This is a genomic window from Roseivivax sp. CAU 1753 (assembly GCF_054482575.1).
Genome location: NZ_JBTLRF010000001.1, coordinates 314,172 through 327,347, shown reverse-complemented (window position 1 = coordinate 327,347; position 13,176 = coordinate 314,172). Strand labels below are relative to the sequence as shown.

13 protein-coding genes are annotated in these 13,176 nt (G+C 65.0%); 6 read left to right on the top strand and 7 right to left on the bottom strand.

Annotation, left to right across the window (positions count from 1 at the left end; translation table 11 throughout):
- Window positions 1-57 precede the first annotated feature (57 nt).
- On the top strand, window positions 58-741 hold the full coding sequence (trhA, locus tag ACXYMN_RS01490; RefSeq protein WP_459011613.1) for a PAQR family membrane homeostasis protein TrhA: 684 nt from the start codon (window positions 58-60) through the stop codon (window positions 739-741).
- Here trhA and ACXYMN_RS01485 read toward each other — a convergent pair.
- From ACXYMN_RS01485 to ACXYMN_RS01460, 6 genes are all read right to left on the bottom strand, one after another.
- Window positions 735-1,226 carry a histidine phosphatase family protein gene (locus tag ACXYMN_RS01485; protein ID WP_459011612.1) on the bottom strand — a complete coding sequence of 164 codons (492 nt, stop codon included), beginning with the start codon at window positions 1,224-1,226 and terminating at the stop codon, window positions 735-737. The two genes, trhA and ACXYMN_RS01485, sit on opposite strands and share 7 nt — an antisense overlap.
- 53 nt (window positions 1,227-1,279) lie before the next feature.
- A complete protein-coding gene (locus ACXYMN_RS01480) occupies window positions 1,280-2,320 on the bottom strand; it encodes a sensor histidine kinase (protein WP_459011611.1) in 1,041 nt (346 codons plus the stop codon).
- Window positions 2,317-3,504: a trans-sulfuration enzyme family protein gene (locus ACXYMN_RS01475; RefSeq protein ID WP_459011610.1), complete on the bottom strand. Its 1,188-nt coding sequence runs from the start codon at window positions 3,502-3,504 to the stop codon at window positions 2,317-2,319. Before ACXYMN_RS01475 ends, ACXYMN_RS01480 begins: the two co-directional genes overlap by 4 nt.
- Window positions 3,505-3,615: 111 nt before the next feature.
- On the bottom strand, window positions 3,616-4,137 hold the full coding sequence (locus ACXYMN_RS01470; RefSeq protein WP_459011609.1) for a gamma carbonic anhydrase family protein: 522 nt from the start codon (window positions 4,135-4,137) through the stop codon (window positions 3,616-3,618).
- The gene (gene gmk, locus ACXYMN_RS01465) at window positions 4,134-4,781 is read right to left on the bottom strand and encodes a guanylate kinase (protein ID WP_459011608.1); all 648 of its coding nucleotides are present in this window, start codon (window positions 4,779-4,781) and stop codon (window positions 4,134-4,136) included. The genes ACXYMN_RS01470 and gmk overlap by 4 nt, the downstream gene beginning before the upstream one ends.
- A gap of 4 nt (window positions 4,782-4,785) precedes the next feature.
- Window positions 4,786-5,676: a YicC/YloC family endoribonuclease gene (locus ACXYMN_RS01460; RefSeq protein ID WP_459011607.1), complete on the bottom strand. Its 891-nt coding sequence runs from the start codon at window positions 5,674-5,676 to the stop codon at window positions 4,786-4,788.
- A gap of 243 nt (window positions 5,677-5,919) precedes the next feature.
- Here ACXYMN_RS01460 and ACXYMN_RS01455 point away from each other — a divergent pair, with 243 nt between their 5' ends.
- The 5 genes from ACXYMN_RS01455 (at window position 5,920) to ACXYMN_RS01435 (ending at window position 11,571) form a co-directional block, all read left to right on the top strand.
- Window positions 5,920-6,549, top strand: coding sequence for a PAS domain-containing protein (locus ACXYMN_RS01455; RefSeq protein WP_459011606.1), 630 nt, complete (start codon window positions 5,920-5,922; stop codon window positions 6,547-6,549).
- 322 nt (window positions 6,550-6,871) lie between these two features.
- Window positions 6,872-8,017: an NAD(P)H-dependent glycerol-3-phosphate dehydrogenase gene (locus ACXYMN_RS01450; protein WP_459011605.1), complete on the top strand. Its 1,146-nt coding sequence runs from the start codon at window positions 6,872-6,874 to the stop codon at window positions 8,015-8,017.
- Window positions 8,014-8,790, top strand: coding sequence for an HAD-IIB family hydrolase (locus ACXYMN_RS01445; protein ID WP_459011604.1), 777 nt, complete (start codon window positions 8,014-8,016; stop codon window positions 8,788-8,790). The genes ACXYMN_RS01450 and ACXYMN_RS01445 overlap by 4 nt, the downstream gene beginning before the upstream one ends.
- Window positions 8,791-10,275 (top strand): glucosylglycerol-phosphate synthase, encoded by a 1,485-nt coding sequence (gene ggpS / locus ACXYMN_RS01440; protein WP_459011603.1) that lies wholly within the window; start codon window positions 8,791-8,793, stop codon window positions 10,273-10,275.
- Between the two features lie 81 nt (window positions 10,276-10,356).
- Window positions 10,357-11,571, top strand: a complete 1,215-nt coding sequence (locus ACXYMN_RS01435; RefSeq protein WP_459011601.1) for an MFS transporter — start codon at window positions 10,357-10,359, stop codon at window positions 11,569-11,571.
- Between the two features lie 113 nt (window positions 11,572-11,684).
- On the opposite strand, the gene ACXYMN_RS01430 is transcribed toward ACXYMN_RS01435, so the two are convergent.
- On the bottom strand, window positions 11,685-13,052 hold the full coding sequence (locus ACXYMN_RS01430) for a class II 3-deoxy-7-phosphoheptulonate synthase (RefSeq protein WP_459011599.1): 1,368 nt from the start codon (window positions 13,050-13,052) through the stop codon (window positions 11,685-11,687).
- Window positions 13,053-13,176: the final 124 nt, after the last annotated feature.

Below are 13,176 nucleotides of genomic sequence, written 5' to 3'. Positions count from 1 at the left end.
CGCTAAATACATGAGCACGGTCAAAATTCAGCCCGGTTTTTAGGCAAGGATAAATCCATGTTCCGTGATCTGACATATTGGGGCGCTGCGCTCCACGGTGGTTCGCCCTTGCCGCGGCGGGCCTGGATGTTGGACGCGGCAATCAATCTTTCCGCCATGATCCTGTCGCTCCTTGCGGCGACCTACCTGCTGACGACCGCGGCCATGGCGGGCGCGACCATCGGGACCCTGCTGGCACTGACGCTCTATGCCACCGCACTGGTCGGCAGCTTCCTGGCCTCGCTGGTCTACAACTCCGGCCCGTGGGAACATATTCGCCCGTTGCTGCGCAGGATCGATCACGCCGCCATCTACATCAAGATTGCCGGCACCGCGACGCCCTTCTCGGTGATCCTGTCGACACCGCTGGCGCTGAGCACGCTGGCCCTGGTGTGGACGCTGGCACTGTTCGGTGCCTCGCGCAAACTGCTCTACTGGAAAAATCCAAGCCGCTGGGACCCGCTGGTCTATCTCGCCCTTGCGTGGTTCGCCGCGGCGCCGATGCTGACCTTGCCGGGGCTGGTGTCGATGAAGGTCATCAGCCTGATGTTGCTGGGCGGTCTGCTTTATACCAGCGGCGTCGGCATCTATGTGCGGCACGACTGGCCCTATGCCCGTGCAGCCTGGCATACCTTTGTCCTGACAGCTTCGGCTAGCTTTTACGCCGCCGTGCTGCTTGGCGCACCGGGCGCGCTTTACTGAGCGCCGAACCGGCGGATCTGAACGCTGACCCGGCCTGCCCCATCCGAACGCACGACCCCAAGATCGCCGTAGTTCAGCGGCGCGGGCTCCGGCAGCGACAGCGCTGTCCAGATCTCCGAGATATTGCCCTTGTTGCCGACCCAGAGAATCGTCTTGCCCGCGTTGCCGCCCAGAAGGCCGGGCGCCACGTCGAAATCGGGCAGCGTTTCGACCTCGCGTCCCTGTGCCCGCGCCACCGGTTCTGCGGTCGCGACATTCCGGGCATAGCTGGTCGAATAGACGCGGTCGATGTCCACGTCACCGAGCGCCGACGCCAGGGCATTGGCGCGCGCCATGCCCGCGGCGGTCAGTGTATCGTCGTCCTTTTCACCATGGCGCACCACGATCAGGGTGGTATCGGGCGGCATGACGACCCCCTCGCGGGGCGCCGCGCACCCTGCCAGGCCAATGCTCAAAAACCCCAGCAGCACATCGCGTCTTTGCATTTCACGTCTCCTCGGACTGGTAACAAGGACCAATCTGCACCGGATTCACGATTTCACAAAATGCCGGAGGCCGCGGTTGCGTTGGGCAAGTTTACCGCGACCAGTGTGCCCTTGCCCGGATTCGAAGTGATGCGCACCGTGCCGCGATGGCGGTTGACGATATGCTTGACGATGGCAAGACCCAGGCCGGTGCCACCCTTTTCGCGGCTGCGATGGGCCTCGACGCGGTAAAACCGTTCGGTCAGCCGCGGCAGATGCACCGGATCGATACCCGCGCCATTGTCGCTGACCACCAGCGCCGTGCCGTCACCGCGCAGGGCACCTGCCATCGGCGGCAACCCGACGCCGATATCGATGCGACTGCCTGGTCCGGAATACTTGATCGCATTTTCGACAAGATTGACCACAACCTGCCGCAGCTGGTCGGCGTCGCCGATGACCTCGGCGCGTTCGGGAAGGTCGGTCGCGATCTCGACGCGGGCCAGTTCGGCCAGACGGGACAGGCCCGGCAGGACCGATCCGATCAGCGCCACGAGATCGACCGCGGCCGTCGGGCGCACGCGTTCCTCCGCCTCGACCCGGCTCAGCGACAGCAGATCGGCGATCAGACGGTTCATCCGCTCGGCCTCGGTGGCCATGACATCGAGGAACCGCGCCCGCGCGGCCTCGTCGCTGCGCGCGGGGCCCCTCAGCGTCTCGATGAAGGACATCAGCGCGGTCAGCGGTGTCTTCAGTTCGTGGCTGACATTGGCGACAAAATCGCGGCGCATCCGAAGCGAATGCGACAGCGGCGTCTCGTCCTCGAAGACCACCAGCACACCCGCCCCGGCCACCGGGCGGATCGACACCTTGAAGGTTGTATCGAGCCGCCCGTCATCCGCCAGATACCGCGCCTCGCGGGGGCTGGCGTCCCGCATCACCGCTTCGATCGCATCGGACACGCCCGGCTGCCGCAGCGCGGTGATGAAATGCCGCTCTGCCAGTCCCGGCCCCAGCAGCCCGGTCGCCGCGTCGTTGGCCGCCAAGATGCGGGCATCCGGACGGATCAGCAACGCCGGCAGCGGCAATGCGCCCAGAAAGGCGGACGGGGTCATGGCTGGCAGGCGCGCACCGCGTCCAGCCCCGCATCGAAGGCCGCGATCAACGCATCGGGATCTTCAAGGCCGACCGAAACGCGGAAAAACCCCTCCGTGATGCCCAGCTTCGCGCGGCCTGCCTCGCCGAGCGCGCGATGCGACGACGAGGCGGGATGCGACAACGTGGTGCCGACATCGCCCAGTGTCGGCGCGAAGGCCAGCACCTCGGCCCCTCTGGTAAAGGCATTGGCCGCCGCGCGCCCGCCCGCGATCTCGAAGCTGACCATGTTGCAGCCCTGCCCCCTGAGCAGCCCCTGCGCGCGGTCGCGGTCCGGGTGATCGGCCCGCGTCGGATAAAGCACGCGCAGCACGCCGTCCTGCCCCGCAAGATGCGCCGCCAGCCGGTCGGCGGTGTCCTGCGCGCGGGCAAAACGCAGCGGAAACGTCATCAGACCGCGCTCGGCCAGCCAGCAATCGAAGGGCGACGGCGTCATGCCGGTGGTCACCGCGAAATCGTAGATCGCCTTTTGCCGGGCGGCATCTTTCGCGGCGACCCAGCCCAGCGTCACGTCCGAATGCCCCGCCAGCAGTTTCGTTACCGAGTGGATGACCACGTCCGCGCCGTGGTCGACGGGCTTGATCGCGGTCGGCGTGGTGAAGGTGTTGTCGACGACCAGCGTCACCCCGCGCGCATTGCACAGCGCCGCGATTCCGTCCAGATCGGCCACCCGCAGCGTCGGGTTCGACACCACCTCGATCAGCGCCAGCTTGGTTTCGGGCCGCATCGCCGCCGCGAAGGCCGCGGCATCGGTCGGATCGGCCAGCGATGTGGCGATGCCGAGCCGTGGCAGATCCTCGTTCATCAGGCGCAGCGAGCGACCGTAAAGCTGATCGCCCCCCAGAACGTGATCGCCCGCCCGGCACAGCCCCAGCAGCACCGCCGTCACCGCCGCCATGCCGGACCCCAGCGTCAGGCCGTGATCCATCCCCTCCATCCGGGCGATGGCATCGGCCAGAAGCGTGGCGTTGGGATGGCCTTCGCGGGCATAGGTGTAGCCCTTGACGCGCCCTTCATACTGATCGTCCAGCGCATCCGGCGTTTCGGAGGCATAGACCACCGAGGGCTGGATGCCGTTGACCACCGGTTTCGAGGCGCCTTCCTCAAGGATGTCGGGCCGCATGATCGTACGTTTCGTGGCCATGTCCGGCACTCCTTCGAAAACCCGGCCGTTCCCGGCGCGGCTATCTGTCACAAACGGGCTGTTGTCGCGGCGCGGTGTCCCTGCCCGGCCCCTCAGCCCGCGATCACGGTCTCAGAGCGCGCGCAGACCCTTGGCAAAGCGCGCGGCATTGTCCTGGTAATGCCTGGCCGATACGCGCAGCGCCTCGATCGCCGCCGCGTCCAGTTCGCGCACCACCTTGCCCGGGACACCCATGACCAGCGATCCGTCCGGGATATGCTTGTTTTCGGTGATCAGCGCACCGGCACCGATCAGGCAGTTGCTGCCGATCCTGGCCCCGTTCAGGATCGTCGCGCCCATGCCGATCAGGGTGTTGTCGCCGATGACGCAGCCATGCAGCATGACCTTGTGACCGATGGTGCAGCCCGCACCGACGACCAACGGGCAGCCGGGGTCGGTGTGGCAGACGACGTTTTCCTGCAGGTTCGAGCCTTCGCCGATGGTGATCGGGTCGTTGTCGCCCCGGATCGTCGTGCCGAACCAGACCGACACCCGCGGCCCCAGCTCTACCCGACCGATGACGTTGGCGTCGGGGGCCACCCACGCGGTGTCGGCAATCTGCGGTGTCACATCGTCCAGTGCATAGATCGTCATGGCTGTCCCTCCTCGAATTCCATCTGCAACTTGCGCACATGCGCGGTCAGGCCCGGCTGCTGCGTCCGCCTGAGCCGGGCTGCCGTCACGATCGACTTCAGCCGCGCCTCGGTCTCGGACAGGTCATTGTTGACCAGCACGAAATCGTAGCCGTCCCAGTGGCTGATCTCGTCCCAGCTTTTCAGCATCCGCTTCTCGATGGTCTCGACCCCGTCCTGCCCGCGCGCCTCGAGCCTGCGCTTGAGCTCGGCGATCGAGGGCGGCAGCAGGAAGATCGACAGCGTGTGCAGCCCCAGCGACGAATTGCGGATCTGCTGCGCGCCCTGCCAGTCGATGTCGAACAGCACGTCGCGCCCGGCCTCGATGGCTTGCGTCACCGGACCCTGTGGCGAGCCGTAGAAATTGCCGAAGACATGCGCATGTTCCAGCATCTCGCCCGCGCCGACCATGTGCTTGAACGCGGCCTCGGAGGTGAAATGGTAGTCCTTGCCATCGACCTCTCCGGCGCGTGGCGCGCGCGTGGTGGCCGAGACCGAAAACACGATGTTGCTGTCCCAATCGCGCAAGGCCCGTGCCAGCGTCGATTTTCCCGCGCCCGAAGGCGAGGACAGGATGATAAGAAGGCCGCGCCGCGCCGCTTCCATGCGTCTACTCCACGTTCTGAACCTGTTCGCGCATCTGGTCGATCAGCGTCTTCAACGCCAGCCCGGTTTCGGTCAGGCTGGCCGATTGCGCCTTCGAGCAAAGCGTATTCGCCTCGCGATTGAATTCCTGCATCAGGAAATCGAGCTTCTTGCCGACCGCGCCCTCTTCGACAAGCATGCCCCTGGCCGACGCCACATGGGCGCGCAGGCGGTCGATTTCTTCGGTGACGTCGGCCTTGACGGCGATCAGCGCCAGTTCCTGCGCGACGCGCGTCTGATCCGCGCCATCCGCATTGTCCATGACCCGCGTAAGTTGCGTCCGCAGGCGCTTGGCCTGATCCGACCGCCGGTCCTCGGCGCGGGCCGCGGCCTCGTCGACCAGTGCGCCGATGCGCGCCAGCTGCGCCTCGAGGATGTCGCGCAACGCCGCACCCTCGGTCTTGCGCGCGGCGACGAAATCCGCCAGCACCGGCTCGAAATCGTCCAGAAGTTCGGCGCAAAGCGCGGCGCGGTCCGGGGTGGCCTGCGCCTCTTCCATCACGCCGCGCAACGCCAGGATCTCGGCGCCCGTGGGGGTGGTCAGGCTGAGGCCGCGCCCCTGCGCTTCGGCCTCGACGCGGGCCAGCGCGCCCAGCACATCCGCCAGCACCGCCTCGTTGACCGCCAGTCGCGCGGCTCCGCCGTCGCTCGCGATCTTCAACGACACCGAAACCGAGCCACGTGCGATTCGGCCCTGAAGCCGCTGCCGCACCCCCTGTTCGAGCCCCTCGATCCAGTCGGGCAGGCGCAGCCTGAGGTCCAGCCCCTTGCCGTTGACGCCCCGGATATCCCAACTCCAGCTTACCCCCTGCCCGGCCCCTTCGGCCGAGGCAAAGCCCGTCATCGATTGGCGCATCGGCGTATGCTCCCCTGCGTCGTTTCCGGCTTGACCGGACTACTTGAGGGTGCACCACATGGCAAGGTTCCGCCGGGATTAACCATCGCCGTCAAATTTGGGCGCAATTTGGGCAAACTTGTTTAAATTAAGGCTTTAGTAAGACAGATGAACGCAGGCTTAGGCACGGGGCAGCCGACGCCGACCTTGAGTGAGGAGACAGCGATGCTCGGCCGTGGAAAACGAGGCAACGGGGTGATTTCAATGGTCGCTCGGGGACAGGATCGACAGCGCGCCGCATTGGCGTCGATCGAAACCTATTGGCAGGCCTTGCGGGCCGAACGTGGCCCGGTGCCGCCGCGCTCTTCGGTGGATCCGCGCGGGATGGAAGACGCGCTCGAGAGTGCCTTTCTTCTGCATCACATCGCCCCGGGGATCGCGCGGCTTCGGGTTGCCGGATCGCATCTCAACGACCTGTCGGGCATGGAGGTGGCGGGCATGCCGCTGTCGGCGCTGTTTGTTCCCGCCGCGCGGGATGGGCTGGCAGACGCGCTGCGGCAGGTCTTCGGCGGGCCAGCGCTGTTGCGCGCCGACCTCGTCAGCCCGGCGGGATTTGCCCGGTCCGAATTGCGCGCCTCGTTGTTGATCCTGCCGCTGACCTGCGACGCGGGCGGCGTCGACCGCGCGCTGGGCGGGCTGGTGTCGCAAGGTGCCATCGGGCGCACCCCGCGCCGGTTCGAAATTGCCGCGATCAAGGTCGAGCCCCTTGCCGGCCTTGCCACCACCACCGGCGTGCGCCCCCGGACGCGGCACTTCGCCGAAGCCCCGGCGCCCTATGCGCCGCGCGCCGCCAAAACCGCGCCGCATCTTCGCGTGGTCGTCTCGAACGACTGAAAAAGGGCATGCCCGGACGACAATGCGGGGCGTTCGCGCATTGCCGGGCCTGCGCACAGCGCTGAAGCCCGTGCCCTGACGAAGGCGACTTGTCAGTCGGTCAGCAGGCAGCCGTTCCGGCGCATGTTCAAGCGTTTTCTCAACTTTTCCCTCTTGAGCATTGAACAGACTTGATAATCCTGGAAATTCCCATGGGCCCCGACATGCAGCGTTACAAAACCCGTCCCAAATGCTGCACTGCACCCATCTGGACACTTCCGTTTAAGCCACTAGCTTGTTGATCGACCGGCGTGACCGTGTCACTCACAGCCAACCCGATCACATGGATGGACAGATTCTGACTTCTCTTCCCCCCTCTGGCGTCGCTTCGCAGGCGCACAAGCGCTCGGCGCGGCCCTATGGGCGCATCGCGGTTCTTGGCATGGGAAGCTGGGGCACGGCGCTTGCCGCGGTTGCCGCGACCACCGGTTGCGAGGTGCGTCTCTGGGGACGCCGCAAGGCGCTTGCCGAGGCGATCAACACGCAGCACCGCAACACAGAATATCTGCCGGACGCGCCGCTTCCGCAGGGGATCAGCGCCACCACCGACCTCGCCGCCGCGCTTGACGGGGCCGAGGCGGTTCTGCTGGCGACACCATCGCGCACCCTGCGCCAGCTCTGCGCGCGCATCCGCCCACACCTGCCCCCCGGCGTGCCACTGGTCCTGTGCTGCAAGGGCATCGAACAAGGCACCGGGTATCTGCTGTCGCACCTCGTCGAAGAGGAGGTGCCGGGCCACCCCGTCGGGGCGTTGTCCGGCCCGACATTCGCCAAGGAAACGGTGCTTGGCCATCCCACGGCGGCCACAATCGCGTTCAATTTCAGCTACAAGGATCGGCTGAGCCCGCAGGAAAGCCCTGCAGCCCGGATGTCCGTCACCATGTCCTCGGCCGCGTTTCGCCCCTATATCTCCGACGATCTTGTCGGGGTCGAGATTGGCGGCGCGGTCAAGAACGTGATCGCCATTGCCTGCGGTATGATGACCGGGGCGGGATTTGCCGAAAACACCCGTGCGGCACTGATCGCGCGCGGTATGGACGAGATGAAGTTTCTCGCCGAAGCCCTTGGTGGGAAACGCGAAACTGTCACAGGACTGTCGGGGGCGGGCGATCTGACACTGACCTGTTCATCGCTGACGTCGCGCAACATGTCGCTCGGGTATCAGCTTGGCCAGGGCACGCCGCGCGGGCAATGTTTCGACGGCCAGAAGGTTGTGGTCGAAGGTGAGGTCAACGCCGTCTCCGTCGTCGATCTCGCCCGGCGCATTGGCGTCACCATGCCGATTTGCGAAGCTGTCCACGGGATCCTGCACGAAAATGCGGACCTGTCCTCGACCTTTGTCACGCTCTGGTCGCGACCGATCGAAAGCGAGCCGCGCGCGTTGGGGATCCAGCTGGATCATCCCGCCTCACGGAAGGCACCGACATGAGCCACCAAACGTCCGTTTCCACGGCATTTTCAGACCGTCACTTCGTATTGGCGACCGATCTGGACGGCACCTTTCTTGGCGGCTCGGATGCGGATCGCAAGCGGTTGTATGGCTGGATCGAGGCCAATCGCGAAACCATCGGACTGGTGTTCGTGACCGGCCGCGATCCGGCTTTCATCCGGTCGCTCTGCGACAGCGGCGTGCCCTGGCCGGAATATGTGATCGGCGACGTCGGCACCACAATCGCCGAAGTGGCGGACCGCCAGATCTTCCCGATCGCGGAACTTGAAAAAGAGATCGCAAGCCTTTGGAATGACGCCGGTTCAAGCGTCCGGTCGGTGCTTGACGGCCATCCGGGGCTGACCCTGCAACCGACGGCGTTCAGGCATCGCGTCAGCTATGACCTGCAACCCTCTGAATTCGATGACTCGGCCAAGGCAAAGGTCGAGGGTCTGGGGCATGACTGGCTGATCTCGGACGACAAGTATTTCGACGTCTTGCCGCGCGGTGTCTCGAAGGGACCGTCGCTGCGTCGCTTCGTTGCCCACATGAACATTCCCGACGGCAGGGTTCTGGCGGCGGGCGACACGCTGAACGATGCCTCGATGCTGGAATGCGGCCTGCCCGCCGTGGCCGTCGGCGGTGCCGAAGAAGCGCTGCTCGATCGGGTGCGGCACCTGCCGCATGTGCACAAGGCCAACGCCATCGGGGCTGGCGGCATTCTTGAGGCCATACGCGTCATGGATCTTCACCCCGGACCGGAGGACACCTGAATGGGCAGCGATCTTGTTATCGTCTATCATCGGCAACCCTATGAAGAGGTTGAAGAAAACGGAAAAACGGTTCTGCGCGAAAACAAGAGCCCCAACGGCATCGTGCCGACGCTCAAAAGCTTTTTCGGGCGCGTGGACAATGCCGCCTGGGTCGCCTGGAAAGAGGCCAAGGACGTCACCGATCCTGGTTTTGATCGCATCATCGAAGTCAATGACAGCTTCGGCAAATATACCGTGTCGCGGCTGCCTCTGACGGCGGCGGATGTGAAAAGCTTCTATCACGTGACCTCGAAAGAGGCGTTCTGGCCGATCCTTCATGGCTTCAAGGAGAAGTATAACTACGACCCCGTCGACTGGGGCACGTTCCGCAAGGTCAACCAGGCCTTCGCAGAAGCCGCCGCCGCCGAGGCCGACAACAATGCCGCGGTCTGGGTGCATGACTACAATCTCTGGCTCGTGCCCGGTTATCTGCGCCAGATGCGCCCCGATCTGCGCATCTCGTTCTTCCATCACACGCCCTTTCCGGCAGCGGATATTTTCAACGTGCTGCCCTGGCGTGGCGAGATCGTGGATTCCCTTTTGTCCTGCGACGTGGTGGGCTTTCATATTCCCCGCTATGCGTCGAATTTTGTGTCGGTGGTTCGATCGCAGCGCGATGTGGGCGACGTGCCACGGGTGAAGGTGTCGGATGACTTCATCTCAGAAGGCTCTGCGCTGTCGGATCGTACGCGCCCGGTCAAGATCACCACGGAGACGCGGGATGTGATCCTCGGGGTCAGTCCGGTGGGCGTCGACACCGACTATATCGCCGAGGTCGCCGCGCGCGAGGACACGCGAAACCGCGTTGCCGCCATCCGCGAGGAACTTGGCGATGCCAAGCTGATCCTGTCTGTGGGGCGCACCGATTACACCAAGGGCGGCGCCGAGCAACTCTTGACCTTCGAGCGGTTGCTCGAAAAACACGAAGAGATGCGCGGCAACGTCCGGCTCTTGCACGTGTCGGTTCCGGCCAACCGCAACATGACCGTCTATGCCGAGATTCAAGACGAGATCGAACAGATCGCGGGACGCATCAATGGCCGCTTCGGCACATTCAAGTCGACCCCTGTGTCCTTGATTTCGCGGGCTGTTCCCTTCGAGACGCTGGTCGCATACTACCGCGTCGCCGACGTCGCCTGGATCACCCCGATGGTCGATGGCATGAACCTGGTGTGCAAGGAATTCATCGCCTCGCGCGACGATGAGGACGGCGTGCTGGTGCTGTCCGAATTCGCCGGTGCCGCGATCGAGCTTGGGTCCGCGATCCTGACCAATCCCTATTCGCACAAGAACATGGATCACGCCATCGAGACCGCGCTGACCATGACGCCCGAGAACCGCAAGTCGCGCATGATCGCGCTGCGCCGCAAGGTCGCGACCTACAACACCGCGCGGTGGGCGCAGGACGAGCTTGCGCTGTTGTCGCCGAAAGACTTTGGCGCCTGATCGCCTTGCGACGTTGCGGGCGGTGTCTTGCCGCGCTTTTCGCTGTCGCCGGGCGCGCGTCGGCGTCATTGTCAGGGCGACATGACAGGCGATGACACCGCTCAGAGGCGCAATATCGCGCTATATCCCTGGTTCAAGGCGGGGCAAAGCCTACTGTTCTGGCAGGCCACCTGGTTTTTGTACTTCCAGCAGGCTCTGACCCCGGCGCAGGCGATCCTGCTCTACGCGGTCTACGATCTGTCGACCACGCTGTTCGAAGTGCCATCGGGCGTGATGTCGGACCGGCTGGGCCGCAAGCTGACACTGGGCGTTTCGGCGTTGGCGATGGTCGCCGGGTCGGTGTTGCTGGGGCTGGGCGGCAGCTTTCCGGTTTTTGTCGCCGGTCAGGCGCTGCTGGGCGCGGGCATGGCCTTCGCCTCGGGCACCGACAGCGCCTTTCTCTACGAGTCGCTGCTGGCCACGGGCGAGGAAGCTTCGGTCGAAGCTGAGGAGCTGCGCGCCTGGCGGTTTTCCTTTTCGGCGCTGCTGATCTCGGCCCCGCTGGGCGGACTGGCCGCCCTCTGGTCCCTGCCCCTGCCGTTCTGGCTGAGCGCGCTTGGTGCGGTCGGCAGTCTGCTGATCGTGCTCGGTTTTTCCGAACCCGGACGCACCCGCAGCGACGCCGTGATCCCGCTCTCGCAACTGTCGGCCATCCGCCGCGCCTTCCACGATCCGGGGCTTGTGTGGCTCTTCGCGCTGGCGGTGTTGATGTACGGCTACAGTCACCTGCCCTTCATCTTCGGCCAGCCCTTCATTCTGGACGCGCTTGCAGGTCTGGGCCTGTCGCAGGAAGCGCCCGTGGTCAGCGGCACGATCACCGCGCTGATGATGGCGGTGTCGCTGCTGGCCTCGCTGGCCGCGCCGGGTCTGCGCCGACGCTTCGGGCTCGGGGCGCTGTTGCTGTGGGCCTTCGCGCTGCAGATCGCGCTGATTTCGGTGCTGGCGATCACCGGGGCCGCGATCGCGATCCTGGCGTTGGCGATGCGCATGGTGCCCAACGCCCTGTCCCGGCCCTTCATCCTGGCCCATATCCAGCCCCGCCTGACGGACGAAGGCCGCGCCACCTACCTCTCGATCCAGAGCCTGTTCGGTCGCCTGCTGTTCGCGGCCTCGCTCTATCTGGCGGCGGGTGGTGCCTCCGGTGCCGATGCGATGGCGCATTCCGAGATATCGCTGATCCTCGGCCTGTATGCGGCGGTCGGCCTGGCCTGTCTGGTCACCCTTGGTCTGACGGTGAAACGCGCGGCCCTGACCTGACGGGTTGCAAGATCGGGGCCGGGCATGCGGCGCGCATGAAAAAGGCCGGCCCCGAAGGTCCGGCCCGTCTCATCGGTGTCGCCCCGGTATCCGGCGCGGGACGTCAGGCGTTATCAGGCGTTAACGGCGGCCTTGCTTTCGCGATAGTCGGTCAATTCCTCGGCCACGAGGAAGGCCAGTTCCAGCGATTGCGACGCGTTGAGGCGCGGATCGCAGGCGGTGTGATAGCGGTCCGACAGGTTCTCGTCAGAGACCGCATAAACGCCGCCGGTGCATTCGGTCACGTCCTGGCCCGTCATCTCGAAATGCACGCCGCCGGGGATCGTGCCCTCGGCCTTGTGCACGGCAAAGAAGTCGCGCACCTCGCGCATGACCGCATCGAAGGGCCGGGTCTTGTAGCCCGACGACGACTTGATCGTGTTGCCGTGCATCGGATCGCAGACCCAGGTCACCTTGGCGCCCTCTTCGCGCACCGCCTGCAACAGCGGCGTCAGTTTCTCGGCCACCTTGCCCGCGCCGAAGCGCGCGATCAGCGTCAGCTTGCCCTCTTCATTGGTCGGGTTGAGCTTCTGCATCAGCAGCTTGAGGTCTTCCGCCGTGGTCGTCGGGCCGCATTTCAGGCCGACGGGGTTCAGCACGCCGCGGGCGAACTCCACATGCGCGCCGTCGGGCTGGCGCGTGCGGTCGCCGATCCAGATCATGTGACCGGACCCGGCCAGCCACTTGCCGGACGTGGAATCGAGCCGACACAGCGCCTCTTCGTATTCCAGCAGAAGGCTTTCATGCGAGGTGTAGAAATCCACGGTCTTGAGGTTGTGGTTGCTTTCGCTTTCCAGACCCGCCGCCTTCATGAAGTCGAGCGTGTCCGAGATCCGGCCCGCGAGGTCGCGGTATTTCGACGCTTCCTCCGCATCGGTAAAGCCCAGCGTCCAGGCATGGACCTGGTGCACATCGGCGTAGCCACCGGTCGAAAACGCGCGCAGCAGGTTCAGCGTGGCCGCCGCCTGGGTGTAGGCCTGCAGCATCTTCTGCGGATCGGGCGTGCGCGCCTCGGCGGTGAAGGGCAGCTCGTTGATGATGTCGCCCCGGTAGGACGGCAGTTCCTGGCCGTTCACGACCTCGGTCGGGGCCGAACGCGGCTTGGCGAACTGGCCCGCCATCCGACCGACCTTCACCACCGGCACCTTTGCGCCATAGGTCAGCACCATGGCCATCTGCAGCATGACCTTGAAGGTATCGCGGATGGCATCTGCCGAGAACTGATCGAAGGACTCGGCGCAATCGCCACCCTGAAGCACAAAGGCTTCGCCACGGCCTGCGGCGCCCAGTTGTTTCTTCAGCGACCGGGCCTCGCCCGCGAAGACGAGCGGCGGATACTTGGCAAGCTTCGCCTCGACGTCGTGCAGCGCAGCCTGGTCCGTATACTCAGGCATCTGCACCCGGGGCTTGTTTCGCCACGTTGTCTTCTGCCAATCACTCATCGGGACTCTCCGTTTTGTAGCGGTCGCATCAAATTGCGGTTCGGTCTTAGCGGATGCACCCCTGCGTGACCATATCGAAAACGACGTGCACCTTGACCTGTGTTAAGGAACCGAGACAGTGAGC